The organism is Escherichia sp. 10290, from assembly GCF_030295155.1.
Classification (GTDB): domain Bacteria; phylum Pseudomonadota; class Gammaproteobacteria; order Enterobacterales; family Enterobacteriaceae; genus Escherichia; species Escherichia coli_F.
In genome coordinates this window covers 521,973-547,765 of record NZ_AP025741.1, presented here as the reverse complement: position 1 = coordinate 547,765, position 25,793 = coordinate 521,973, and the positions used below count along the sequence as shown (strand labels likewise).

Here is a 25,793-nt window from a genome sequence, read left to right as displayed (position 1 = left end):
ACGCTTAGTTTACCGCGTCTTTCAGTGCTTTACCTGCACGGAAGCTCGGTACTTTAGCGGCAGCGATGGTGATCTCTTTACCGGTCTGCGGGTTGCGGCCAGTACGGGCAGCACGCTCTTTAACGGCAAAAGTACCAAAACCTACCAGTGCTACATCATCCCCTTCTTTCAGAGATTCAGTTACGGAAGCAATAATAGCATCTAACGCACGGCCAGCCGCAGCTTTAGAGATATCAGCCCCTGCAGCAATCTTGTCGATCAATTGAGATTTATTCACTCTTCTCTTCCTCTTTATAATTTATATCGCACTTGAATCCTTCAAGGTACGAACGCGCAGCAGTTATATCAGGCCAGCCATCCCCTTACAACACCCCTTAATAAGGGCAAGCCCAATCCGCCATCTAACTTAGCGAGACAAAAAAAGGCTGGCAAGTCCGAATTAGCCTGCCAGCCCTGTTTTTATTAGTGCATTTTGCGCGAGGTCACTATTTTGCAGTCACAACCTGCATGCCAGACGGTTCATTTTGCAGCGCCAGAGTCAGAACTTCCTCAATGCGTTTCACAGGATGAATGTCCAGATCAGCAATTACGTTGTCAGGAATCTCTTCCAGATCGCGTTTATTTTCGAACGGAATTAACACTGTTTTAATCCCGCCGCGATGCGCTGCCAGTAGTTTTTCTTTCAAACCACCGATCGGCAGTACCTGACCACGCAGAGTGATCTCACCGGTCATTGCCACATCGGCACGAACCGGGTTACCGGTCAGGCAAGAAACCAGCGCGGTGCACATAGCAATACCGGCACTCGGACCATCTTTCGGCGTCGCACCTTCCGGTACGTGGACGTGGATGTCGCGTTTTTCGTAAAAATCAGGGTTGATCCCCAGTTTTTCCGCACGCGCACGAACCACCGTTAACGCCGCCTGAATGGACTCTTGCATTACTTCGCCGAGCGAACCGGTATAGGTCAGTTTGCCTTTACCCGGAACGCACGCGGTTTCAATGGTCAGCAAGTCACCGCCCACTTCCGTCCACGCCAGACCAGTTACCTGACCGACACGGTTTTCGTTATCCGCGCGACCATAGTCGAAACGCTGAACACCGAGATAGTCGTGCAGGTTATCGCCGTTAATTTCGATATGTTTTAAAGACTTATCGAGCAACAACTGCTTAACCGCTTTACGGCACAGTTTGGAGATTTCACGCTCCAGGCCACGCACGCCCGCCTCACGGGTGTAGTAACGAATAATGCCGATAATGGCGCTATCGTCGACGGTCAGTTCACCTTTTTTCAGTGCATTACGTTCAATCTGCTTCGGCAGCAGGTGACGTTTGGCGATGTTCAGTTTTTCATCTTCGGTATAACCGGAGAGGCGAATCACTTCCATACGATCCAGCAGCGGTGCCGGAATGTTCATGGAATTCGACGTCGCGACAAACATCACGTCGCTGAGATCGTAATCCACTTCCAGGTAGTGGTCGCTGAACGCTACGTTCTGCTCTGGATCCAGCACTTCAAGCAGTGCGGAAGCCGGATCGCCTCGCATGTCAGAAGACATTTTGTCGATCTCATCGAGCAGGAACAGCGGGTTTTTCACGCCCACTTTCGCCATTTTCTGGATCAGTTTACCCGGCATAGAACCGATGTAAGTACGGCGGTGACCACGGATTTCCGCTTCGTCACGCACGCCGCCCAGCGCCATACGAACATATTTACGTCCGGTAGCTTTGGCGATGGACTGACCAAGAGAAGTTTTACCTACCCCCGGCGGCCCTACCAGGCAGAGGATCGGTCCCTTGATTTTGTTGACACGGCTTTGAACCGCAAGATACTCAAGGATGCGATCTTTCACGCGCTCCAGACCATAATGGTCGGTATCAAGGATTTCCTGCGCCTGACGCAGGTCTTTTTTGACCTTGCTACGCGCATTCCACGGTACCTGTACCATCCAGTCGATATAACCACGCACTACGGTCGCTTCTGCCGACATCGGAGACATCATTTTCAGCTTCTGCAACTCTGCTTCCGCTTTCTCTTTTGCCTCTTTCGGCATTTTCGCCGCGTCGATTTTGCGCTTCAGTGCTTCGTTTTCGTCCGGCGCATCGTCCATTTCGCCGAGTTCTTTCTGAATAGCTTTCATTTGCTCGTTCAGATAGTACTCACGCTGGGATTTCTCCATCTGCTTTTTAACGCGGTTGCGAATGCGTTTCTCAACCTGCAGCAGATCGATTTCCGATTCCATCATCGCCATCAGATATTCCAGACGTTCGTTGACGTCGGACATCTCAAGCACGGACTGTTTGTCAGCCAGTTTCAGCGGCATATGCGCAGCAATGGTATCCGCCAGACGCGCCGGATCGTCGATGCTGTTCAGCGACGTCAGCACTTCTGGTGGAATTTTTTTGTTCAGCTTGATGTAGCCTTCGAACTGGCTGATTGCAGTACGCACCAGCACTTCCTGTTCCCGCTCATCAATGGTCGGCGACTCCAGATACTCCGCCTTCGCAGAAAAGTGTTCGCCATTGTCAGAGAGCGCAGAAATACGCGCGCGCTGTAACCCCTCGACCAGCACTTTGACGGTGCCGTCAGGCAGTTTCAGCATCTGCAATATAGAGGCCACGGTCCCGACGGTGAAAAGATCGTTTACACCCGGCTCATCCGTTGAAGCTTCTTTCTGCGCGACCAGCATAATTTTTTTATCATGGTCCATCGCCGCTTCCAGACAACGGATAGATTTTTCCCGCCCGACAAATAAGGGGATGACCATGTGCGGATAAACCACCACATCGCGCAGCGGCAATACGGGGATTTCAATGCGTTCAGAACGCTCAGGATTCATAGAGCTCTCTCTTAGTTTAATTTCCGCCAGGTAATCAGATGACACGACTGTGCTTCACGCCATCTATTAACATGTACGTCAGTATATGGGGATGTTTCCCCCACATTCAACGCCGAGAATAGAGGAAAAATTAAAGGGGAGATAAAATCCCCCCTTTTTGGTTAACTAATTGTATGGGAATGGTTAATTATTCACCAGATGCCTGTTGCGCTTCCGGCTTGCCATAAATCAGCAACGGTTTGCTTTGACCATCAATTACCGACTCGTCGATAACCACTTTCTCGACATCTTCCATGGACGGCAGATCGTACATGGTATCGAGCAGTGCGGCTTCTACGATGGAACGCAGGCCACGGGCACCGGTTTTACGCGCCATCGCTTTCTTAGCGATAGCATCCAGCGCCTCGTCACGGAATTCCAGATCCACGCCTTCCAGATTAAACAGCGCCTGATACTGCTTGGTCAGGGCGTTTTTCGGCTCTTTGAGGATCTGAATCAGAGCTTCTTCGCTCAGTTCATTCAACGTTGCGACAACCGGCAGACGACCAATGAACTCAGGGATCAGACCAAACTTGATCAGATCTTCCGGTTCAACCTGCGCCAGCAGCTCGCCTTCACTTGCTTTGTCAGATTTCGCTTTTACCGTCGCGCCAAAACCAATGCCGGAGCCTGTTTCTACACGATGGGAAATCACTTTATCCAGACCGGCAAACGCACCGCCACAGATAAACAGGATCTTAGAAGTATCAACCTGCAAGAATTCCTGCTGCGGATGTTTACGCCCACCTTGCGGCGGAACAGCAGCTACCGTACCTTCGATCAGTTTCAACAGTGCCTGCTGTACGCCTTCACCGGAAACGTCTCGGGTAATGGACGGGTTGTCTGACTTACGAGAAATCTTGTCGATTTCATCGATGTAGACAATCCCGCGCTGCGCTTTCTGTACGTCGTAATCGCACTTTTGCAACAGCTTCTGAATGATGTTTTCAACGTCTTCGCCCACATAACCGGCTTCGGTCAGCGTGGTTGCATCGGCCATGGTGAACGGGACGTCCAGCAGGCGCGCCAGCGTTTCGGCCAGCAGCGTTTTACCGGAACCGGTCGGACCGATCAGCAGAATGTTACTTTTGCCCAACTCGACACCATTGCTGGTATCTCCGTTGCGCAGACGTTTGTAGTGGTTGTATACCGCGACCGCCAGCACTTTTTTCGCCTGTTCCTGACCGATAACGTAATCGTCCAGGTGGTTGCGAATTTCATGCGGCGTCGGTAGCGCACTGCGTTCACGATGCGGTGCAACTTCTTTAATCTCTTCGCGAATGATGTCGTTACATAAATCAACACATTCGTCGCAGATATACACGGATGGACCGGCAATCAGCTTGCGCACTTCATGCTGGCTTTTGCCGCAAAAAGAGCAATACAGCAATTTGCCTGAGCCATCTTTGCGTTTATCTGTCATGGGTCAAAACCTCTTCTTTGTTCTTTGTGCCGCACACGACGACGCAAATGCCATTCTCAGGCGCAAGCCGCTTTATAGCGTTGTGCCGCCCTGGATAAGTATAGCGGCACAGTTGCGCCTCTGGCATCAATTACGATGGGTCAGAATCGAATCGACCAGACCGTATTCCACCGCTTCAGGGGCGGAAAGGAAGCGATCGCGCTCGGTGTCACGTTCAATCTGTTCTAATGATTGACCCGTATGAAGCGCCATAAGTTCATTCATACGCCCTTTAACTTTCAGAATTTCACGGGCATGAATTTCGATATCGGTCGCCTGGCCCTGGTAGCCGCCCAACGGCTGGTGAATCATCACGCGCGAATTCGGCAGGCAGAAACGTTTACCTTTTGCCCCTGCAGTCAGCAAGAAAGCGCCCATCGAAGCCGCCTGGCCCATACAGATGGTGCTGACATCAGGCTTGATAAACTGCATGGTGTCATAGATAGACATCCCGGCAGTGATCACCCCGCCTGGGGAGTTAATGTACAGATAGATATCTTTTTCTGGGTTTTCTGCTTCCAGGAACAGCATCTGCGCCACAATCAAGTTAGCCATGTGGTCTTCAACCTGGCCAGTCAGAAAAATGACGCGTTCCTTAAGTAGACGAGAATAGATATCAAAAGAGCGCTCACCACGTGAGGTCTGTTCAATGACCATCGGCACCAGCGCCATATGGGGTGCAAAGTTATCTCGTTCGCCGCTGTATGACATTTCCGTCTCCTGGATAAAATTGAAAAAACCTGCTGTACCGATTGTAACCTTATGGACGGATTATCAGCTAGTCCCTGTGTTATGGGTACGGCATCACCATATTTCAAGCATAACAATCTTTTGTTGTTACGCTAACACCGAAAGAGGCTTTTCGCACGGTTCCATGCAAAATTCATGACAAAAAAAGGCCCACCACCTGGCGGTGATGGGCCTTTGTGCGAATTTAGCGCGTTATGCTGCGAAAATTACGCCTGCTGGTTCATCAGCTCGTTGAAAGTGGTTTCTTTTTCAGTCACTTTCGCTTTCGCCAGTACAGCTTCAACAGCCTGTTCTTCCAGAGCAACATTGCGCATGTTGTCCATCAGTTCTTTGTTTTTGCTGTAGAACTCGATAACTTCTTTCGGATCTTCGTACGCAGAAGCCATCTCTTCGATCAGGCCTTTAACGCGTTCTTCGTCAGCTTTCAGCTCGTTGGTGCGGATAACTTCGCCCAGCAGCAGGCCAACAACTACGCGGCGTTTAGCTTGTTCTTCGAACAGTTCGCGCGGCAGTTCCAGAGCCTGTTTTTCGTTACCGCCGAAACGCTGTGCAGCCTGGCGACGCAGAACGTCGATTTCGCTGTCGATCAGCGCAGCCGGTACGTCGATGTCGTTAGCTTTTACCAGACCTTCGATCGCCTGAGACTTAACGCGGTTACGGATGGCGCTCTTCAGCTCGCGCTCCATGTTTTTACGCACTTCAGCGCGCAGACCTTCTACGGAACCATCTTCAACGCCGAAACGTTTGATGAATTCTGCAGTCAGTTCCGGCAGTTCACGCTCTTCAACTTTCTTCAGGTTGATAGCGAATTTCGCTGCTTTACCTTTCAGGTTTTCTGCGTGGTACTCTTCCGGGAAGGTCACGTCGATGGTGAACTCTTCGCCAGCTTTGTGGCCTTTGATACCGTCTTCAAAGCCCGGGATCATACGACCCTGGCCCATCGCCAGTACGAAATCAGACGCTTTACCGCCTTCGAACTCTTCGCCGTCTACAGAACCGGTGAAGTCGATGGTTACGCGGTCTTCTGCTTCAACAGCGCCGTCTTTTTCTTTCCAGGTCGCCTGCTGTTTACGCAGAGTATCCAGCATGCCGTCAACGTCAGCGTCGGTCACTTCAACGATCGGTTTTTCAACTTCGATCGCTTCCAGACCCTGCAGTTCAACTTCCGGATAAACTTCAAACTCTACAGAGTAGGTGAAGTCTTCACCCAGCTTGTATTCGCCCGGAACATAAGTCGGTGCGCCAGCCGGATTGATTTTTTCTTTAATGATGGCGTCAATGAAGTTACGGCTCATCAGGTCACCCAGAACGTCCTGGCGTACAGAGGCGCCATAACGCTGAGCAACGATATTCATTGGCACTTTGCCTTTGCGGAAGCCGTCAATACGTACTTTTTTCGCAACGTTGACCAGCTCGCTTTTAACAGCGGTCTCGATGCTGTCAGCAGCGATAGTAATCGTTACACGGCGGCCAAGGCCTTGAGTGGTTTCAACTGAAACTTGCATCTTGTTACCTCAAAAAATCACAGTGCTCGGTCAACTCTTACCCCGCAAGCACAGGTTGTTGGCTTCGCGGAACCGGGATGTTCTTATAATCAATCACATTCCCTGTTACCAGAATCATCCCGAAAGCATTCAAATAGGACGCGGCATTATAGCGGCATCACTTTTATGAGTCGAGAACGGTTATTGCGCGCTGTCGCGTATTTTTTCACAATTCCCGGGCAATTTTCGTCTGAATGCTGGGCAAAAAGCGCAAAATCCAGACAAAACAAAACGGCCCGCAGGCCGTTTTTCATAAAATCTTTAGCAACATACTGGAAAAGCGCCGACAGTTGCAAATGCGTTTTTACGCGATGCTTCCTGCTCCACGACAGGGAGGAGAGGCAAAGACGGTGTCCTGCAACCCTTCCCACTCCTTAATAGTGTAAGTATGCAGAGCCAGCGCATGAACGGTAGTAGAGAGTTCCTCCGCTAAAGTACTGTAAATCATTCGATGACGATTCAGAAAACGTTCACCCGTAAAACGATCGCTGACCAGCACAACTTTAAAATGGCTTTCAGAGCCGGCTGGGACATTGTGACGATAGCTTTCATCCACTACTTCGAGGAATACGGGTTGGAACGCCGCCCTTAATTTTTCTTCTATCCGCTCACGTATCATCATGAAATATCTCCTCCGACAACGCTGAGATGTCATCCATCCCTTTAAATACTAGCCGCTTTTACCGTTTCCATTGCAGCTTAACAACAAATATTTAGGTTTCGTCCTGGTTTTTCCGTCAAGCGTATGAAGTTTACTGATTTAAAGATTGAAACACAGGCCTCGCATCAGCGTTTCTTTTACCAGGGGCGATTATTTCGTCAACATGATGAATTTACATGCCTTACCCACTTCCCCTCGCCGTTGGCAATGTTATGATGGCGGGAATTTTTACCAAACACGCTTAAGAGTCTCTGAGAGCCCGAACATGTTCAAAAAAATCCTCTTCCCGTTAGTTGCTCTGTTTATGCTTGCAGGATGCGCAAAACCGCCAACAACTATTGAAGTTTCTCCGACGATAACGCTGCCACAACAAGATCCAAGTCTGATGGGCGTCACCGTCAGCATTAATGGTGCTGATCAGCGTACCGATCAGGCGCTGGCAAAAGTTACCCGCGATAATCAAATCGTTACCCTGACAGCCTCCCGCGATCTGCGTTTCCTGCTGCAAGAAGTGCTGGAAAAACAGATGACCGCGCGTGGTTACATGGTTGGTCCGAATGGCCCGGTTAATCTGCAAATCATCGTTAGCCAACTGTATGCTGACGTGTCCCAGGGCAACGTGCGCTATAACATCGCCACCAAAGCGGATATCGCTATCATCGCTACCGCGCAGAATGGCAACAAAATGACCAAAAACTATCGTGCCAGCTACAACGTTGAAGGTGCGTTCCAGGCCTCCAACAAAAATATCGCCGATGCGGTTAACAGTGTGCTGACCGATACCATCGCTGATATGTCTCAGGACACCAGCATCCACGAATTCATCAAGCAGAACGCGCGTTAATTTCTGCCCTCTGGCCCGGTGCAAGCCGGGCCTGTAGACGCCCATGTCCAGTCAATATTTACGTATTTTTCAACAGCCACGTTCAGCCATATTGCTGATTCTGGGTTTTGCTTCCGGGCTACCGCTCGCCCTGACATCCGGCACCTTACAGGCCTGGATGACGGTCGAGAATATCGATCTTAAAACCATTGGTTTCTTCTCTCTGGTAGGCCAGGCTTACGTTTTTAAATTCCTCTGGTCACCGCTGATGGACCGCTACACGCCCCCATTTTTCGGGCGGCGGCGCGGTTGGTTGCTCGCCACACAAATCCTGTTATTAGTCGCTATTGCGGCGATGGGGTTTCTCGAACCTGGCACCCAACTCCGCTGGATGGCGGCGCTGGCAGTAGTGATTGCTTTTTGCTCTGCATCCCAGGATATCGTCTTCGATGCGTGGAAAACCGATGTGCTCCCGGCAGAAGAGCGTGGTGCGGGCGCGGCAATCAGCGTGCTGGGGTATCGTCTGGGGATGCTGGTTTCCGGCGGGTTAGCCCTGTGGCTGGCAGATAAATGGCTGGGCTGGCAGGGCATGTACTGGTTGATGGCGGCGCTGTTGATCCCCTGTATTATCGCGACGTTGCTTGCACCAGAACCAACCGACACCATTCCTGTGCCAAAAACGCTGGAACAAGCGGTTGTTGCACCTCTGCGCGATTTCTTTGGTCGCAATAACGCGTGGCTTATTTTGCTTCTTATCGTGCTGTATAAGCTGGGCGACGCATTCGCCATGAGCCTGACAACCACGTTTTTGATTCGCGGCGTCGGGTTTGATGCAGGTGAAGTAGGCGTGGTTAACAAAACGCTTGGCTTGCTGGCGACCATTGTTGGCGCGTTGTACGGTGGGATTTTGATGCAGCGCCTGTCACTGTTCCGGGCACTGCTGATTTTCGGCATTTTACAAGGTGCATCTAACGCCGGTTACTGGCTGCTGTCGGTTACTGATAAGCATCTCTACAGCATGGGCGCAGCCGTCTTTTTCGAAAACCTCTGTGGCGGGATGGGTACATCAGCCTTTGTCGCGCTGTTAATGACGCTGTGTAATAAGTCCTTTTCTGCGACGCAGTTTGCCTTGCTCTCAGCGCTTTCTGCTGTAGGGCGAGTTTATGTCGGCCCCGTGGCAGGTTGGTTTGTTGAATCACACGGTTGGTCGACGTTCTATCTTTTTTCCGTCGCCGCCGCCGTACCAGGGCTTATTTTATTGCTGGTTTGCCGCCAGACGCTTGAATATACACGGGTAAATGACAACTTTATCTCCCGCACCGAGTATCCGTCAGGTTATGCCTTTGCCATGTGGACACTGGCGGCGGGCGTCAGCCTGTTGACCGTGTGGTTACTGCTGTTGACGATGGACGCGCTGGATTTGACGCACTTCTCTTTTCTGCCTGCTCTGCTGGAAGTCGGGGTTTTAGTCGCCCTTTCTGGCGTCGTGCTTGGTGGTTTGCTGGATTATCTGGCGCTACGAAAAACGCATCTGACGTAATCTGTAAATATTATTTAGCTGTAGTAATCACTCGCCGTAATTATTACGGCTAAATAAACATCAGCATCGCTTATTAATATTTGTTCTTTTGTGCGGCTTAGTGTTTGGAAATTATTGACGCCATTTATGAATTCTATTTTTTCTTACACGATTCAGCTAATGAGACTTTATTTCCCCACCACCCAATTGTCACCTTAATGATAATTATTTGTTAAATAAATGTTTTATTTAGCATTGATTATACCAATTGCCCGCTCAGACTCCTTCTGCACTCCCCTTTCGTTATAACGCCCTTTTGCAACAGCTTCTTAAAATCAACTTGATATGTTTTGCAACATATGTGACCTGGCAGCCAAATCCAAGTAACAGGAATTTAATCATGTTTACAGTAATGTAACCTTCCCGTAAAATGCCCACACACTTTAAACGCCACCAGATCCCGTGGAATTGAGGTCGTTAAATGAGACTCAGGAAATACAATAAAAGTTTGGGATGGTTGTCATTATTTGCAGGCACTGTATTGCTCAGTGGCTGTAATTCTGCGCTGTTAGATCCCAAAGGACAGATTGGTCTGGAGCAACGTTCACTGATACTGACGGCATTTGGCCTGATGTTGATTGTCGTTATTCCCGCAATCTTGATGGCTGTTGGTTTCGCCTGGAAGTACCGTGCGAGCAATAAAGATGCTAAGTACAGCCCGAACTGGTCACACTCCAATAAAGTGGAAGCTGTGGTCTGGACGGTACCTATCTTAATCATCATCTTCCTTGCGGTACTGACCTGGAAAACCACTCACGCTCTTGAGCCTAGCAAGCCGCTGGCACACGACGAGAAGCCCATTACCATCGAAGTGGTTTCCATGGACTGGAAATGGTTCTTCATCTACCCGGAACAGGGCATTGCTACCGTGAATGAAATCGCTTTCCCGGCGAACACTCCGGTGTACTTCAAAGTGACCTCCAACTCCGTGATGAACTCCTTCTTCATTCCGCGTCTGGGTAGCCAGATTTATGCCATGGCCGGTATGCAGACTCGCCTGCATCTGATCGCCAACGAACCCGGCACTTATGACGGTATCTCCGCCAGCTACAGCGGCCCGGGCTTCTCAGGCATGAAGTTCAAAGCTATTGCAACACCGGATCGCGCCGAATTCGACCAGTGGGTCGCAAAAGCGAAACAGTCGCCGAACACCATGTCTGACATGGCAGCGTTCGAAAAACTGGCCGCGCCTAGCGAATACAACCAGGTGGAATATTTCTCCAACGTGAAACCAGACTTGTTTGCCGATGTGATTAACAAGTTTATGGCTCACGGTAAGAGCATGGACATGACCCAGCCAGAAGGTGAGCACAGCGCACATGAAGGTATGGAAGGCATGGACATGAGCCACGCGGAATCCGCCCATTAAAGGGGTTGAGGAAGAATAAAGATGTTCGGAAAATTATCACTTGATGCAGTCCCGTTCCATGAACCTATCGTCATGGTTACGATCGCTGGCATTATTTTGGGAGGTCTGGCGCTCGTTGGCCTGATCACTTACTTCGGTAAGTGGACCTACCTGTGGAAAGAGTGGCTGACCTCCGTCGACCATAAACGCCTCGGTATCATGTATATCATCGTGGCGATTGTGATGTTGCTGCGTGGTTTTGCTGACGCCATTATGATGCGTAGCCAGCAGGCCCTTGCCTCTGCGGGCGAAGCGGGCTTCCTGCCACCTCACCACTACGATCAGATCTTCACCGCGCACGGCGTGATTATGATCTTCTTCGTGGCGATGCCTTTCGTTATCGGTCTGATGAACCTGGTGGTTCCGCTGCAGATCGGCGCACGTGACGTTGCGTTCCCGTTCCTCAACAACCTAAGCTTCTGGTTTACCGTTGTTGGTGTGATTCTGGTAAACGTTTCTCTCGGCGTGGGCGAATTTGCGCAGACCGGCTGGCTGGCCTATCCACCGCTATCGGGAATAGAGTACAGTCCGGGAGTCGGTGTCGATTACTGGATATGGAGTCTCCAGCTATCCGGTATAGGTACGACGCTTACCGGTATCAACTTCTTCGTTACCATTCTGAAGATGCGCGCACCGGGCATGACCATGTTCAAGATGCCAGTATTTACCTGGGCATCTCTGTGCGCGAACGTACTGATTATTGCTTCCTTCCCAATTCTGACGGTTACCGTCGCGTTGTTGACCCTGGATCGCTATCTGGGCACCCATTTCTTTACCAACGATATGGGTGGCAACATGATGATGTACATCAACCTGATTTGGGCCTGGGGCCACCCGGAAGTTTACATCCTGATCCTGCCTGTTTTCGGTGTGTTCTCCGAAATTGCAGCAACCTTCTCGCGTAAACGTCTGTTTGGTTATACCTCGCTGGTATGGGCAACCGTCTGTATCACCGTGCTGTCGTTCATCGTCTGGCTACACCACTTCTTTACGATGGGTGCAGGCGCGAACGTAAACGCCTTCTTTGGTATCACCACGATGATTATCGCCATCCCGACCGGGGTGAAGATCTTCAACTGGCTGTTCACCATGTATCAGGGCCGCATCGTGTTCCATTCTGCGATGCTGTGGACCATCGGTTTTATCGTCACCTTCTCGGTGGGCGGTATGACAGGCGTGCTGCTGGCAGTACCGGGCGCGGACTTCGTTCTGCATAACAGCCTGTTCCTGATTGCGCACTTCCATAACGTGATCATCGGCGGCGTGGTCTTCGGCTGCTTCGCAGGGATGACCTACTGGTGGCCTAAAGCGTTCGGTTTCAAATTGAACGAAACCTGGGGTAAACGCGCGTTCTGGTTCTGGATCATCGGCTTCTTCGTTGCCTTTATGCCGCTGTATGCGCTGGGCTTCATGGGCATGACCCGTCGTTTGAGCCAGCAGATTGACCCGCAGTTCCACACCATGCTGATGATTGCAGCCAGCGGTGCTGTACTGATTGCGCTGGGTATTCTCTGCCTCGTTATTCAGATGTACGTTTCTATTCGTGACCGCGACCAGAACCGTGACCTGACTGGCGACCCGTGGGGTGGCCGTACGCTGGAGTGGGCAACCTCTTCCCCGCCTCCGTTCTATAACTTTGCCGTTGTGCCGCACGTTCACGAGCGTGATGCATTCTGGGAAATGAAAGAGAAAGGCGAAGCGTACAAAAAGCCTGACCACTATGAAGAAATTCATATGCCGAAAAACAGCGGCGCCGGTATCGTCATTGCGGCTTTCTCCACCATCTTCGGTTTCGCCATGATCTGGCATATCTGGTGGCTGGCGATTGTTGGCTTCGCAGGCATGATCATCACCTGGATCGTGAAAAGCTTCGACGAGGACGTGGATTACTACGTGCCGGTGGCAGAAATCGAAAAACTGGAAAACCAGCATTTCGATGAGATTACTAAGGCAGGGCTGAAAAATGGCAACTGATACTTTGACGCACGCGACTGCCCACGCGCACGAACACGGGCACCACGATGCAGGCGGAAACAAAATCTTCGGATTTTGGATCTACCTGATGAGCGACTGCATTCTGTTCTCTATCTTGTTTGCTACCTATGCCGTTCTGGTGAACGGCACCGCAGGTGGCCCGACAGGTAAGGACATTTTCGAACTGCCGTTCGTTCTGGTTGAAACTTTCTTGCTGTTGTTCAGCTCCATCACCTACGGCATGGCGGCTATCGCCATGTACAAAAACAACAAAAGCCAGGTTATCTCCTGGCTGGCGTTGACCTGGTTGTTTGGTGCCGGATTTATCGGGATGGAAATCTATGAATTCCATCACCTGATTGTTAACGGCATGGGCCCGGATCGCAGCGGCTTCCTGTCAGCGTTCTTTGCGCTGGTCGGCACGCACGGTCTGCACGTCACTTCCGGTCTTATCTGGATGGCGGTGCTGATGGTGCAAATCGCCCGTCGCGGCCTGACCAGCACTAACCGTACCCGCATCATGTGTCTGAGTTTGTTCTGGCACTTCCTGGATGTGGTTTGGATCTGTGTGTTCACTGTTGTTTATCTGATGGGGGCGATGTAATGAGTCATTCTACCGATCACAGCGGCGCGTCCCATGGCAGCGTAAAAACCTACATGACAGGGTTTATCCTGTCGATCATTCTGACGGTGATTCCGTTCTGGATGGTGATGACAGGGGCTGCCTCTCCGGCCGTAATTCTGGGAACAATCCTGGCAATGGCAGTGGTACAGGTTCTGGTGCATCTGGTGTGCTTCCTGCATATGAATACCAAATCAGATGAAGGCTGGAACATGACGGCGTTTGTCTTCACCGTGCTAATCATCGCTATCCTGGTTGTAGGCTCCATCTGGATTATGTGGAACCTCAACTACAACATGATGATGCACTAAGAGCGGCGGTTATGATGTTTAAGCAATACCTGCAAGTAACGAAACCAGGCATCATCTTTGGCAACCTGATCTCGGTGATTGGGGGATTCCTGCTGGCCTCAAAGGGCAGCATTGATTATCCCCTGTTTATCTACACGCTGGTTGGGGTGTCACTGGTTGTGGCGTCGGGTTGTGTGTTTAACAACTACATCGACAGGGATATCGACAGAAAGATGGAAAGGACGAAGAATCGGGTGCTGGTTAAAGGCCTGATCTCTCCTGCTGTCTCGCTGGTGTACGCCACCTTGCTGGGTATTGCTGGCTTTATGCTGCTGTGGTTTGGCGCGAATCCGCTGGCCTGCTGGCTGGGGGTGATGGGCTTTGTGGTTTATGTCGGCGTTTACAGCCTGTACATGAAACGCCACTCGGTCTACGGCACGTTGATTGGTTCGCTCTCCGGCGCAGCGCCGCCGGTGATTGGCTACTGTGCAGTGACAGGCGAGTTCGATAGCGGCGCAGCAATCCTGTTGGCTATCTTCAGCCTGTGGCAGATGCCTCATTCTTATGCCATCGCCATTTTCCGCTTTAAGGATTATCAGGCGGCAAACATTCCGGTACTGCCGGTGGTGAAAGGCATTTCGGTAGCGAAAAACCACATCACGCTGTATATCATCGCCTTTGCTGTTGCCACACTGATGCTCTCTCTTGGCGGTTACGCAGGATATAAATATCTGGTGGTCGCCGCGGCGGTTAGCGTCTGGTGGTTAGGTATGGCCCTGCGTGGTTATAAAGTTGCTGATGATCGAATCTGGGCACGCAAGCTGTTCGGCTTCTCGATCATCGCCATCACTGCCCTCTCGGTAATGATGTCCGTTGATTTTATGGTGCCGGACTCACATACGCTGCTGGCTGCTGTGTGGTAACACAACCTCTCTATAAAAAAGGTGCTACGGCACCTTTTTTATTGTCTGAGAACAGAGATACGGCTAATAACCGTATCTCTTGACAGAGTGAGTATATGAACATAAATTAATCATACGGTTGATAGCCGTATTATGCATGAGATCGACTCCCTACGATTTCATTCAGTTAATCAAAGAGGTCATAATGCCTGGAAAAACAGTCGCTCTACCCGATATCGATAAAACGCTGAAAAATGCGCGGGTTGAACTCAAAACCAGTCCCGACGCCAAAAACAAACTTCGTGAAGCTGCGCAAGCCGTTGGGGTAGATTTAAGCGCTTTTATTTTGAGCGCAGCTATGGAACGCGCCGAAAGTGTGCTTGATAACCAACGTCGCCGTGAGCTTTCGAATCAAAGCTGGGAACTGATGAACCAACTCATCGCTGAACCTGCTCAACCGACGCTCGCCCTCAAGGCGTTAATGAAAAGGAAAAACAGCGATGGTCGACAAGCATGAAGAGATTACTCTGCCCATAGTCCTCTCCTGTAATTATCAGTCTGATATTACTTATCCTGGGCAAAAACAGTTTGATTGCGGTAACCCTGTTATCGATAAATTTGTACGCGCATCGCTAAAGAAAAGTGTGCGTAATAGCGACTGTGCTGCTAAAGCACTTATTGACAGACAAAGTGGTGAACTGATTGGCATCTGTACTTTTACGGCATATTCGCTGGAAAAACAACGCGTTTCTGGCGTCCTTCAGGGTTCACAACCTTCAGAGATTGGTGTTGTCAGATTAGTCATGTTAGGGGTAGCGCGGAAATATCAAAAGCGGGGCTTTGGTCAGGACCTACTATGTGATTTTTTTGAACATGTAAAAATAATTCACCGGGCATTACCAATTAAAGGGGTTTATCTTGATGCTGACCCTGCCGCCATTAACTTTTATACTCGTCTCGGCTTTGTTCAGCTTTCAGCGAGGCCCAATGTTTTCGGTGCTGTACCGATGTTTTTAGCGATTCAGCATATTCTCGCGGCTTAGATTTTTATCGCCTCCGGCCATGGCAAGTTTTGCCTCAGCCGGAGACTGAACAGCGTTACCACTTTTGTTCAATTGCCCCCGCTTTCATCAGGTCCACATCCTTGCCTTTAATGGTTGCCGTTGCGGCAACGATCGTGGTCCTTATAGCTGCACAAGATTTTCGTTCAAATTCCGGTTTATAAAGAATAAGCAACGAATTACTGGTAAATGAATCAAGCCGGTAATCTGTAAAGTTAATATCCAGTCAGTTTAAGCCGAAAGGTGCAAAGCCGACCGTTTGAATAGTTTCCTTACCTGACGGACTCTTGATGTTGTACGTAACACGAAGATTGGCCACTTCGCCTAATTTATTGGTTTTGGCAAAGAGGCTATCCATGCAGGAAAAACCTTTATCTAAAAAATTATCCCGCATTCCAGAACGGGTAATCGTGATCACCGGTAACGTATCGTCAACCGTTTTTCTGTCAATCATATCTTTTCGACAGGCGGCCATAAAGTCTTCCGGACCAGCATAAATGTGAACACCCTTATCAAGATATTCTTTCGCTTTACTACAATCCACCTCGACATACTGACCATTGGCGTACATCATGCCCAACCTGGACCATGCTAAATTCACACCGCGTTGCGTAGCCTGATTAAATAACGCATACGCTTTGGCATAATCCACCCGCACCTGTTCACCTTCGTAGTAGATATCCCCCAGCGCTAACGGAGCTTCTTCATCACCTTGTTTAGCGGCTAACTCGAACCATTTAATGGCTTCCGGAACGTTGGGTTTGGTATCGTAGCGGGGCTGATAATATTCCCAGCCTAACAGGCTTTGCGCGTCGACATCCCCCGACTCAGCCATTTTATGCAGTGTCCTTATCACATCGGGGGCAGGCTTTTCACTGTATATGCTGTCATACAATTCATGCGCTTTCTCGCTTGCCAGTGAACCTTGTGAGGCAATTAATAAAATAGCCAATAAACTCTTTTTATTTAACATAAATAACCTTTATGCATCCATCACTGTATTTTTCAATATACCTAACCACCAAACATCCACTTCATGAATAAATACACAGCCATAACAACCTCAGGTAATAAGCAAACATTTAAGCTGAAGCAGAATAACCAGCACCGCCAACACCTCTATTTATTGCGATAAAATAACACCATCCTTTAATAAAAAATCACACGCTCATCAACAAATCCGAAAATAATATCATTCGTGGCAGGATAAAATCAGGCGAGCTTTTCATTTGTTATATTTAACGCGCAAAGTATTAATGGCAAGAATACGAGAGAAGCGCATGCCTGACGTAAAAATCACGCTCTTATGTAATATTTACTCATTAACACTCTGTTTACCCAACATGCGCTCCGCACTACACTATGTGGGCAATTTTTTAAGAGGTGGTAATGAACGATTATAAAATGACGCCAGGTGAGCGGCGCGCGACCTGGGGTTTAGGGACCGTATTTTCATTGCGCATGCTGGGCATGTTTATGGTACTGCCGGTTCTAACTACGTACGGTATGGCACTGCAAGGTGCCAGTGAAGCATTAATCGGTATTGCCATTGGTATTTATGGCCTGACTCAGGCCGTTTTTCAGATTCCGTTTGGCCTGCTCTCAGACCGTATTGGTCGCAAACCATTAATTGTCGGCGGGCTGGCGGTGTTTGCTGCCGGTAGTGTTATCGCTGCGCTTTCCGACTCAATCTGGGGAATTATTCTGGGCCGGGCGTTACAAGGTTCTGGAGCGATTGCCGCTGCCGTTATGGCGCTACTTTCTGATCTCACGCGCGAACAGAACCGTACCAAAGCGATGGCGTTTATCGGCGTGAGTTTTGGTATTACCTTCGCCATTGCGATGGTGCTTGGCCCAATCATCACTCACAAACTTGGGCTGCATGCGCTGTTCTGGATGATCGCTATTCTGGCAACAACCGGCATTGCGTTGACCATTTGGGTGGTGCCCAACAGCAGCACGCACGTACTTAATCGTGAGTCCGGGATGGTGAAAGGCAGTTTCAATAAAGTGCTGGCGGAACCGCGGCTGCTGAAACTCAACTTCGGCATTATGTGTCTGCACATGCTGCTGATGTCGACGTTTGTTGCCCTGCCCGGACAGTTGGCTGATGCGGGATTCCCGGCGGCTGAGCACTGGAAGGTCTATCTGGCGACGATGTTAATCGCCTTTGGCTCGGTTGTGCCTTTCATTATCTACGCGGAAGTTAAGCGCAAAATGAAGCAAGTCTTTGTCTTCTGCGTCGGGCTGATCGTCGTTGCGGAAATTGTGTTGTGGAACGCACAAACGCAGTTCTGGCAACTGGTGGTCGGCGTGCAGCTTTTCTTTGTGGCGTTTAATTTGATGGAAGCCCTCCTCCCCTCGCTTATCAGTAAAGAGTCGCCAGCCGGTTACAAAGGTACGGCGATGGGCGTTTACTCCACCAGCCAGTTTCTTGGCGTGGCCATTGGCGGTTCGCTGGGTGGCTGGATTGACGGCATGTTTGACGGTCAGGGCGTATTTCTCGCTGGCGCAATGCTGGCCGCAGTGTGGCTGGCAGTCGCCAGTACCATGAAAGAACCGCCGTATGTCAGCAGCTTGCGCATTGAAATCCCATCGGACATTGCCGCAAACGAGACGTTAAAAGTGCGTTTGATGGAAACTGCGGGTGTCAAAGAAGTGTTGATTGCAGAAGAAGAACATTCAGCTTATGTGAAAATCGACAGCAAAGTGACGAATCGCTTTGAGGTTGAACAGGCAATTCGTCAGGCATAAAAAACGAGGCGAATTGCCTGTTGCGCTACGCTTTTCAGGCCTACAAAGTTCCTGAGTGACAAATCTTTGTAGGCCGAATCAGACGTTCATGCCGCATCTGACATGAACAAAGCGCAGGTTGTCGCGATTAATCGCGGAAGTTTTTGAACTGGAACGGCTGACCCAGATCGCCACCACGTACCATCGCCATGACAGCCTGCAAATCATCACGAGATTTGCCCGTCACACGGATCTCATCGCCCTGAATTTGCGCCTGCACTTTCAGTTTGCTGTCTTTGATCATCTTGACGATTTTCTTCTGGGTCGCGCTTTCAATGCCCTGTTTCAGTTTCGCTTCCACAAACCAGGTTTTACCGCTATGAACGATATTTTCCGGTACATCCAGCGAACTGCCTTCAATGCCGCGCTTCAGCAGCTTGGCACGCAGAATATCCAGCAACTGATTGACCTGGAAGTCGGACTCGCTCAACACTTTGATGGTTTTGCTGGCGTCGTTCAGCTCAAATGAGGCTTCAACGTTACGGAAGTCAAAACGGGACTCCACTTCGCGGCTCGCGTTATCGACCGCGTTTCGTGCTTCCTGAAGATCAACTTCAGAGACAATATCGAAAGATGGCATCTTTTCCTCTCCCTTCATTTTTGATGCGAAGCATAATACCTGCAAAGTTAAATAACCGACAGTCCTGCACCAGGACGTATCCCTTAATTGTGCATAGTCGCAACAGCATGCACAATTAAGGGATAGCCTTATTGAACACCCGGAGTGGTTGCGGGTGAGGAGGAACAATGAAAATTACCGTATTGGGATGCGGTGCCTTAGGGCAATTATGGCTTACAGCACTTTGCAAACAGGGTCACGACGTTCAGGGCTGGCTGCGCGTACCGCAACCTTATTGTAGCGTGAATCTGGTTGAAACCGACGGTTCGATATTTAATGAGTCTCTGACCGCCAACGATCCCGATTTTCTCGCCACCAGCGATCTGCTCCTGGTGACGCTGAAAGCATGGCAGGTTTCCGATGCTGTCAAAAGCCTCGCGTCTACACTGCCTGTAACCACGCCAATACTGTTAATTCACAACGGCATGGGCACCATCGAAGAGTTGCAAAACATTCAGCAGCCGTTACTGATGGGCACCACCACTCATGCCGCCCGCCGAGACGGCAATGTCATTATTCATGTGGCAAATGGTATTACGCATATTGGCCCGGCACGGCAACAGGATGGCGATTACAGTTATCTGGCGGATATTTTGCAAACCGTATTACCTGATGTCGCATGGCATAACAATATCCGCGCCGAGCTGTGGCGTAAGCTGGCGGTCAACTGTGTGATTAATCCACTGACCGCTATCTGGAATTGCCCGAATGGTGAATTACGACATCATCCGCAAGACATTATGCAGATATGCGAAGAAGTCGCGGCGGTGATCGAACGCGAAGGGCATCATACTTCAGCGGAAGATTTGCGTGATTATGTTATGCAGGTGATTGATGCAACGGCGGAAAACATTTCGTCGATGTTGCAGGATATCCGCGCGCTGCGCCACACCGAAATCGACTATATCACTGGTTTTCTCTTACGCCGCGCTCGCGCGCATGGGATTGCCGTACCGGAAAACACCCGCCTGTTTGAAATGGTAAAAAGAAAGGAGAGTGAATATGAGCGCATCGGCACTGGTTTGCCTCGCCCCTGGTAGTGAAGAGACTGAAGCCGTCACCACTATCGATCTCTTGGTTCGCGGCGGTATCAACGTCACCACTGCCAGCGTCGCCAGCGATGGTAATCTTGCGATTACCTGCTCACGCGGCGTGAAGCTGCTGGCGGATGCGCCGCTGGTCGAAGTAGCTGATGGCGAATATGACGTGATCGTGCTGCCTGGTGGCATTAAAGGCGCGGAGTGTTTTCGTGATAGCACCCTGCTGGTTGAAACCGTTAAACAGTTCCACCGTTCCGGGCGTATCGTCGCGGCTATTTGCGCCGCGCCAGCCATCGTGCTGGTCCCGCACGATATCTTCCCGATTGGCAATATGACCGGCTTCCCGACGCTGAAAGACAAAATTCCCGCTGAACAATGGCAGGACAAGCGCGTCGTCTGGGATGCTCGGGTAAAATTGCTGACCAGTCAGGGGCCAGGTACCGCTATCGACTTTGGTCTGAAAATTATCGATCTGCTGGTTGGGCGTGAGAAGGCCCATGAGGTGGCATCACAACTGGTGATGGCGGCAGGGATTTATAATTATTACGAGTAGTGTCGGATGCGGCAAACGTCGCATCTGACCAGATGCGACGTAAAAACCACAAATTACGGACGATACACCTTCACATTGTTAAAGCCCTGCTCGCGTAGATAGAGCGCCTGCAGGCGGCTCATCACCCCGCGCTCACACCACAACAGCCAGGTTTTGTTCTGGTCGAGATCGCCAAATTTGGTGCTCAGTTTATAGAACGGCAGAGAAACCACGTCGATACCTTCAACTTTCAGCGGCTTATCTTCTTGTTCATCAACAGAACGGATATCGAGGATCACGTCGTTCGGGCCGAAGCCGTTGACGGTTTCCACTTCCACCACTTCCTGCTCGGTCTGCTGAGCGATTTCGCGGATATCAACGTTATTCGCTTCCTCAACCACTTTATCGAGAATGCTGAAGTCGAACTTCTCTTCTTCCGCTTCAATCTTCGACTTAACCGCTTTCACAGTTGGGCTTTTGGAGATCACGCCGCAGTATTCCGGCATGGTGCGGGCAAAATCTTCGGTGCCAATCTGGCGGGCCAGGTTGATGATGTGCTCTTTGTCGTAAGAGATCAGCGGACGCAGGATCAGCGTATCGGAGACGTTATCAATCAGGCGCAGGTTGGTTAGCGTCTGGCTGGACACCTGTCCCAGCGCTTCGCCGGTGACCAGCGCCTGTACGCCGTAACGTTCAGCCACTTTAGACGCGGCACGCACCATCATACGTTTGAGGATTACGCCCATCTGACCGTCGTCGACTTTCTCGAGAATTTCACCGACTACCGGCTCAAAGTTAATGGCGACAAAACGCACGCGGTGGGAGCTACCAAAACGGTTCCACAGATAATGCGCCACCTGACGAACACCAATTTCATGCGCAGCGCCGCCGAGATTAAAGAAGCAGTAATGCACGCGGCAGCCGCGACGCATCAACATATAGCTGGAAACTCCGGAGTCGAAACCACCGGAAATGAGCGAAAGCACATCTTCCTGAGTGCCGATTGGGAATCCGCCAATACCTTCGTAACGACCTTTGATCAGCAGGAGACGATCGTCTTCAACTTCCAGATGGACAGTCACATCCGGATTGGTCAGCTTCACGCGCGCGGATTCAATATGCTGATTTAAACCGCCGCCGACGTAACGTTCCACATCAATCGAGCTAAACTCATGTTTACCACGGCGCTTCACGCGTACGCAGAAGGTTTTACCTTCCAGCTGATCGCGATACTGAACCAACGCTTTCTCAAAAATATCGTGCATGTCGGTAAACGGCACGTCTTCGACTTCGAGAATATGGTGGATACCCGGAATACGGGTCAGGGCGTCGCGAATAGCCAGACGCTGGTTTTCATCTTTTGCGCGAACTTCGATGTTATCCCAGTGGCGGACGACAGCGAGCGTCTCATCATAGTGCTTTAAAACGTTACGAATGTTCCCGGTAAGGATTTTTATAAAGCGCAAGCGCACAGATTGGCTTTTGATGGTGATTTCCGGGAACAATTTAATGATAAACTTCATGGCGGCAATGGTTCGTTGGCAAGTCTTAAGCGACTTGTATAGGGAAAAATACAGCAGCCCACACCTGCGGCTGCATCCAGGCGCGGAAGTATACCACTAACATCGCTTTGCTGCGCACATCACCTTACCATTGCGCGTTATTTGCTATTTGCCCTGAGTCCGTTACCATGACGGGGCGAAAAATATTGAGAGTCAGACATTCATTATGCCGAAGAAAAATGAGGCGCCCGCCAGCTTTGAAAAGGCGCTGAGCGAGCTGGAACAGATTGTAACCCGTCTGGAAAGTGGCGACCTGCCGCTGGAAGAGGCGCTGAACGAGTTCGAACGTGGCGTGCAGCTGGCACGTCAGGGGCAGGCCAAATTACAACAAGCCGAACAGCGCGTACAAATTCTGCTGTCTGACAATGAAGACGCCTCTTTAACTCCTTTTACACCGGACAATGAGTAATGGACTTTCCGCAGCAACTCGAAGCCTGCGTTAAGCAGGCCAACCAGGCGCTGAGCCGTTTTATTGCCCCACTGCCCTTTCAGAACACTCCCGTGGTCGAAACCATGCAGTATGGCGCATTATTAGGTGGTAAGCGCCTGCGACCGTTCCTGGTTTATGCCACCGGCCATATGTTCGGCGTTAGCACAAACACGCTGGATGCACCCGCTGCCGCCGTGGAGTGTGTCCACGCGTATTCATTAATTCATGATGATTTACCGGCAATGGATGATGACGATCTGCGTCGCGGTTTGCCGACCTGCCATGTGAAGTTTGGCGAAGCAAACGCGATTCTCGCGGGCGACGCTTTACAAACGCTGGCGTTCTCGATTTTAAGTGATGCCGATATGCCGGAAGTGTCGGATCGCGACAGAATTTCGATGATTTCTGAACTGGCGAGCGCCAGCGGTATTGGCGGAATGTGCGGTGGTCAGGCATTAGATTTAGATGCGGAAGGCAAACACGTACCTCTGGACGCACTCGAGCGTATTCATCGCCATAAAACCGGCGCATTGATTCGCGCCGCCGTTCGTCTTGGTGCATTAAGCGCCGGAGATAAAGGACGTCGTGCTCTGCCAATTCTCGACAAGTACGCAGAGAGCATCGGCCTTGCCTTCCAGGTTCAGGATGACATCCTGGATGTGGTGGGAGATACTGCAACGTTGGGTAAACGCCAGGGTGCCGACCAGCAACTTGGTAAAAGTACCTACCCTGCACTTCTGGGTCTTGAGCAAGCCCGGAAGAAAGCCCAGGATCTGATCGACGATGCCCGCCAGTCGCTAAAACAACTGGCTGAACAGTCACTCGATACCTCGGCACTGGAAGCGCTAGCGGACTACATCATCCAGCGTAATAAATAAACAATAAGTATTAATAGGCCCCTGATGAGTTTTGATATTGCCAAATACCCGACCCTGGCACTGGTCGACTCCACCCAGGAGTTACGACTGTTGCCAAAAGAGAGTTTACCGAAACTCTGCGACGAACTGCGCCGCTATTTACTCGACAGCGTGAGCCGTTCCAGCGGGCACTTCGCCTCCGGGCTGGGCACGGTCGAGCTGACCGTAGCGCTGCACTACGTCTATAACACCCCGTTTGACCAACTGATTTGGGATGTGGGGCATCAGGCTTATCCGCATAAAATTTTGACCGGACGCCGCGACAAAATAGGCACCATCCGTCAAAAAGGCGGCCTGCACCCGTTCCCGTGGCGCGGCGAAAGTGAATATGACGTGTTAAGCGTCGGGCATTCATCAACCTCTATCAGTGCCGGAATTGGTATTGCGGTTGCTGCCGAGAAAGAAGGCAAAAATCGCCGCACCGTCTGTGTCATTGGCGATGGCGCGATTACCGCAGGCATGGCGTTTGAAGCGATGAACCACGCGGGCGATATCCGTCCCGATATGCTGGTGGTTCTCAACGATAATGAAATGTCGATTTCCGAAAATGTTGGCGCGCTCAACAACCATCTGGCGCAGCTGCTTTCCGGCAAGCTTTACTCTTCACTGCGCGAGGGCGGGAAAAAAGTATTCTCCGGCGTTCCGCCCATTAAAGAGCTGCTCAAACGTACTGAAGAACATATTAAAGGCATGGTAGTACCAGGCACGCTGTTTGAAGAGCTGGGCTTTAACTATATCGGCCCGGTTGACGGTCACGATGTGCTGGGGCTTATCACCACGCTTAAGAACATGCGCGACCTGAAAGGCCCGCAGTTCCTGCATATCATGACCAAAAAAGGTCGTGGTTACGAACCGGCAGAAAAAGATCCAATCACCTTCCACGCCGTGCCTAAATTTGACCCCTCCAGCGGTTGCCTGCCGAAAAGCAGCGGCGGCCTGCCGAGCTATTCAAAAATCTTTGGCGACTGGTTGTGCGAAACCGCAGCAAAAGACAACAAGCTGATGGCGATTACCCCGGCGATGCGTGAAGGCTCCGGCATGGTCGAGTTTTCACGTAAATTCCCGGATCGCTACTTCGACGTGGCAATCGCCGAGCAACACGCAGTGACCTTTGCTGCGGGTCTGGCGATTGGTGGCTACAAACCCATTGTCGCGATCTACTCCACTTTCCTGCAACGCGCCTATGATCAGGTGCTGCATGACGTGGCGATTCAAAAGCTCCCGGTTCTGTTCGCCATTGACCGTGCGGGTATTGTCGGTGCTGACGGTCAAACCCATCAGGGCGCTTTTGATCTCTCTTACCTACGCTGCATTCCGGAAATGGTCATTATGACCCCGAGCGATGAAAACGAATGTCGCCAGATGCTCTATACCGGCTATCACTATAACGATGGCCCATCAGCGGTGCGCTACCCTCGCGGCAACGCGGTAGGCGTAAAACTGACGCCGCTGGAAAAGCTCCCGATTGGCAAAGGCATTGTGAAGCGTCGTGGCGAGAAACTGGCGATCCTCAACTTTGGTACGCTGATGCCGGAAGCAGCGAAAGTCGCTGAGTCGCTGAACGCTACGCTGGTCGATATGCGTTTTGTGAAGCCGCTTGATGAAGCGTTAATTCTGGAAATGGCCGCCAGCCACGAGGCGCTGATCACCATTGAAGAAAACGCTATTATGGGCGGCGCAGGCAGCGGCGTGAACGAAGTGCTGATGGGCCATCGTAAACCAGTACCCGTGCTGAATATTGGCCTGCCGGACTTCTTTATTCCACAAGGAACGCAGGAAGAAATGCGCGCCGAACTCGGCCTCGATGCCGCCGGTATGGAAGCCAAAATCAAAGCCTGGCTGGCATAATCCCTACTCCACTCCTGCTATGCTTAAGAAATTATTCATAGACTCTAAATAATTCGAGTTGCAGGAAGGCGGCAAACGAGTGAAGCCCCAGGAGCTT

23 protein-coding genes and 1 pseudogene are annotated in these 25,793 nt (G+C 50.7%); 15 read left to right on the top strand and 9 right to left on the bottom strand.

Features of this window, described 5'->3' with window-relative positions; all coding sequences use genetic code 11:
- Nucleotides 1-4: 4 nt before the first annotated feature.
- The 6 genes from hupB to bolA all read right to left on the bottom strand — a co-directional run bounded on the left by hupB (nucleotide 5) and on the right by bolA (nucleotide 7,257).
- Nucleotides 5-295 (bottom strand): nucleoid-associated protein HU-beta, encoded by a 291-nt coding sequence (gene hupB, locus QUE74_RS02615; RefSeq protein WP_254892905.1) that lies wholly within the window; start codon nucleotides 293-295, stop codon nucleotides 5-7.
- A gap of 190 nt (nucleotides 296-485) precedes the next feature.
- Nucleotides 486-2,840, bottom strand: coding sequence for an endopeptidase La (gene lon, locus QUE74_RS02610; RefSeq protein WP_001295325.1), 2,355 nt, complete (start codon nucleotides 2,838-2,840; stop codon nucleotides 486-488).
- A gap of 187 nt (nucleotides 2,841-3,027) precedes the next feature.
- Nucleotides 3,028-4,302: an ATP-dependent protease ATP-binding subunit ClpX gene (clpX, locus tag QUE74_RS02605; protein ID WP_000130305.1), complete on the bottom strand. Its 1,275-nt coding sequence runs from the start codon at nucleotides 4,300-4,302 to the stop codon at nucleotides 3,028-3,030.
- A 126-nt stretch (nucleotides 4,303-4,428) separates the two neighbouring features.
- Nucleotides 4,429-5,052 (bottom strand): ATP-dependent Clp endopeptidase proteolytic subunit ClpP, encoded by a 624-nt coding sequence (gene clpP, locus QUE74_RS02600; protein ID WP_000122253.1) that lies wholly within the window; start codon nucleotides 5,050-5,052, stop codon nucleotides 4,429-4,431.
- Between the two features lie 245 nt (nucleotides 5,053-5,297).
- Entirely contained in the window at nucleotides 5,298-6,596 is a 1,299-nt protein-coding gene (gene tig, locus QUE74_RS02595; protein ID WP_001198386.1) for a trigger factor, read from the bottom strand.
- Between the two features lie 343 nt (nucleotides 6,597-6,939).
- On the bottom strand, nucleotides 6,940-7,257 hold the full coding sequence (gene bolA, locus QUE74_RS02590; protein WP_000973448.1) for a transcriptional regulator BolA: 318 nt from the start codon (nucleotides 7,255-7,257) through the stop codon (nucleotides 6,940-6,942).
- A gap of 304 nt (nucleotides 7,258-7,561) precedes the next feature.
- Here bolA and QUE74_RS02585 point away from each other — a divergent pair, with 304 nt between their 5' ends.
- From QUE74_RS02585 to QUE74_RS02545, 9 genes are all read left to right on the top strand, one after another.
- Nucleotides 7,562-8,140: a lipoprotein gene (locus QUE74_RS02585; protein WP_001295326.1), complete on the top strand. Its 579-nt coding sequence runs from the start codon at nucleotides 7,562-7,564 to the stop codon at nucleotides 8,138-8,140.
- Between the two features lie 43 nt (nucleotides 8,141-8,183).
- A complete protein-coding gene (ampG, locus tag QUE74_RS02580) occupies nucleotides 8,184-9,659 on the top strand; it encodes a muropeptide MFS transporter AmpG (RefSeq protein WP_000098446.1) in 1,476 nt (491 codons plus the stop codon).
- 460 nt (nucleotides 9,660-10,119) lie between these two features.
- The gene (cyoA, locus tag QUE74_RS02575; protein WP_001239441.1) at nucleotides 10,120-11,067 is read left to right on the top strand and encodes a cytochrome o ubiquinol oxidase subunit II; all 948 of its coding nucleotides are present in this window, start codon (nucleotides 10,120-10,122) and stop codon (nucleotides 11,065-11,067) included.
- Nucleotides 11,068-11,088: 21 nt separating this feature from the next.
- Nucleotides 11,089-13,080, top strand: coding sequence for a cytochrome o ubiquinol oxidase subunit I (gene cyoB, locus QUE74_RS02570; RefSeq protein ID WP_000467180.1), 1,992 nt, complete (start codon nucleotides 11,089-11,091; stop codon nucleotides 13,078-13,080).
- Entirely contained in the window at nucleotides 13,070-13,684 is a 615-nt protein-coding gene (locus QUE74_RS02565) for a cytochrome o ubiquinol oxidase subunit III (protein WP_000179807.1), read from the top strand. The genes cyoB and QUE74_RS02565 overlap by 11 nt, the downstream gene beginning before the upstream one ends.
- Nucleotides 13,684-14,013, top strand: coding sequence for a cytochrome o ubiquinol oxidase subunit IV (locus tag QUE74_RS02560; RefSeq protein WP_000019869.1), 330 nt, complete (start codon nucleotides 13,684-13,686; stop codon nucleotides 14,011-14,013). Before QUE74_RS02565 ends, QUE74_RS02560 begins: the two co-directional genes overlap by 1 nt.
- Before the next feature lie 11 nt (nucleotides 14,014-14,024).
- Nucleotides 14,025-14,915: a heme o synthase gene (gene cyoE / locus QUE74_RS02555; protein WP_000971336.1), complete on the top strand. Its 891-nt coding sequence runs from the start codon at nucleotides 14,025-14,027 to the stop codon at nucleotides 14,913-14,915.
- A gap of 184 nt (nucleotides 14,916-15,099) precedes the next feature.
- Nucleotides 15,100-15,411 carry a type II toxin-antitoxin system TacA family antitoxin gene (locus tag QUE74_RS02550; protein ID WP_001353405.1) on the top strand — a complete coding sequence of 104 codons (312 nt, stop codon included), beginning with the start codon at nucleotides 15,100-15,102 and terminating at the stop codon, nucleotides 15,409-15,411.
- Nucleotides 15,395-15,937 carry a GNAT family N-acetyltransferase gene (locus QUE74_RS02545; protein ID WP_000227787.1) on the top strand — a complete coding sequence of 181 codons (543 nt, stop codon included), beginning with the start codon at nucleotides 15,395-15,397 and terminating at the stop codon, nucleotides 15,935-15,937. Before QUE74_RS02550 ends, QUE74_RS02545 begins: the two co-directional genes overlap by 17 nt.
- Before the next feature lie 55 nt (nucleotides 15,938-15,992).
- Here the strand turns inward: QUE74_RS02545 and QUE74_RS02540 are convergent.
- A pseudogene (locus QUE74_RS02540) lies at nucleotides 15,993-16,928 on the bottom strand (tetratricopeptide repeat protein).
- A gap of 416 nt (nucleotides 16,929-17,344) precedes the next feature.
- Between QUE74_RS02540 and QUE74_RS02535 the strand changes: the two are divergent.
- Nucleotides 17,345-18,709 carry an MFS transporter gene (locus QUE74_RS02535; RefSeq protein WP_001000949.1) on the top strand — a complete coding sequence of 455 codons (1,365 nt, stop codon included), beginning with the start codon at nucleotides 17,345-17,347 and terminating at the stop codon, nucleotides 18,707-18,709.
- A gap of 127 nt (nucleotides 18,710-18,836) precedes the next feature.
- Here QUE74_RS02535 and yajQ read toward each other — a convergent pair whose 3' ends face one another.
- Complete coding sequence (gene yajQ, locus QUE74_RS02530; RefSeq protein WP_001138904.1) at nucleotides 18,837-19,328, bottom strand: nucleotide binding protein YajQ; 492 nt, start codon at nucleotides 19,326-19,328, stop codon at nucleotides 18,837-18,839.
- A 167-nt stretch (nucleotides 19,329-19,495) separates the two neighbouring features.
- Between yajQ and panE the strand changes: the two genes are divergently transcribed.
- Nucleotides 19,496-20,407: a 2-dehydropantoate 2-reductase gene (gene panE / locus QUE74_RS02525; protein ID WP_000705835.1), complete on the top strand. Its 912-nt coding sequence runs from the start codon at nucleotides 19,496-19,498 to the stop codon at nucleotides 20,405-20,407.
- Nucleotides 20,370-20,960 (top strand): protein deglycase YajL, encoded by a 591-nt coding sequence (yajL, locus tag QUE74_RS02520; RefSeq protein ID WP_001276328.1) that lies wholly within the window; start codon nucleotides 20,370-20,372, stop codon nucleotides 20,958-20,960. Before panE ends, yajL begins: the two co-directional genes overlap by 38 nt.
- Before the next feature lie 53 nt (nucleotides 20,961-21,013).
- Here yajL and thiI read toward each other — a convergent pair whose 3' ends face one another.
- Complete coding sequence (gene thiI / locus QUE74_RS02515) at nucleotides 21,014-22,462, bottom strand: tRNA uracil 4-sulfurtransferase ThiI (protein WP_000668697.1); 1,449 nt, start codon at nucleotides 22,460-22,462, stop codon at nucleotides 21,014-21,016.
- Between the two features lie 205 nt (nucleotides 22,463-22,667).
- Between thiI and xseB the strand changes: the two genes are divergently transcribed.
- The 3 genes from xseB to dxs are packed head-to-tail and all read left to right on the top strand — an operon-like array spanning nucleotide 22,668 to nucleotide 25,696.
- Nucleotides 22,668-22,910: an exodeoxyribonuclease VII small subunit gene (gene xseB / locus QUE74_RS02510; protein WP_001124935.1), complete on the top strand. Its 243-nt coding sequence runs from the start codon at nucleotides 22,668-22,670 to the stop codon at nucleotides 22,908-22,910.
- Complete coding sequence (ispA, locus tag QUE74_RS02505; protein WP_000347242.1) at nucleotides 22,910-23,809, top strand: (2E,6E)-farnesyl diphosphate synthase; 900 nt, start codon at nucleotides 22,910-22,912, stop codon at nucleotides 23,807-23,809. The genes xseB and ispA overlap by 1 nt, the downstream gene beginning before the upstream one ends.
- Nucleotides 23,810-23,833: 24 nt before the next feature.
- Nucleotides 23,834-25,696: a 1-deoxy-D-xylulose-5-phosphate synthase gene (dxs, locus tag QUE74_RS02500; RefSeq protein WP_000006828.1), complete on the top strand. Its 1,863-nt coding sequence runs from the start codon at nucleotides 23,834-23,836 to the stop codon at nucleotides 25,694-25,696.
- The last annotated feature ends 97 nt before the right edge of the window (nucleotides 25,697-25,793 follow it).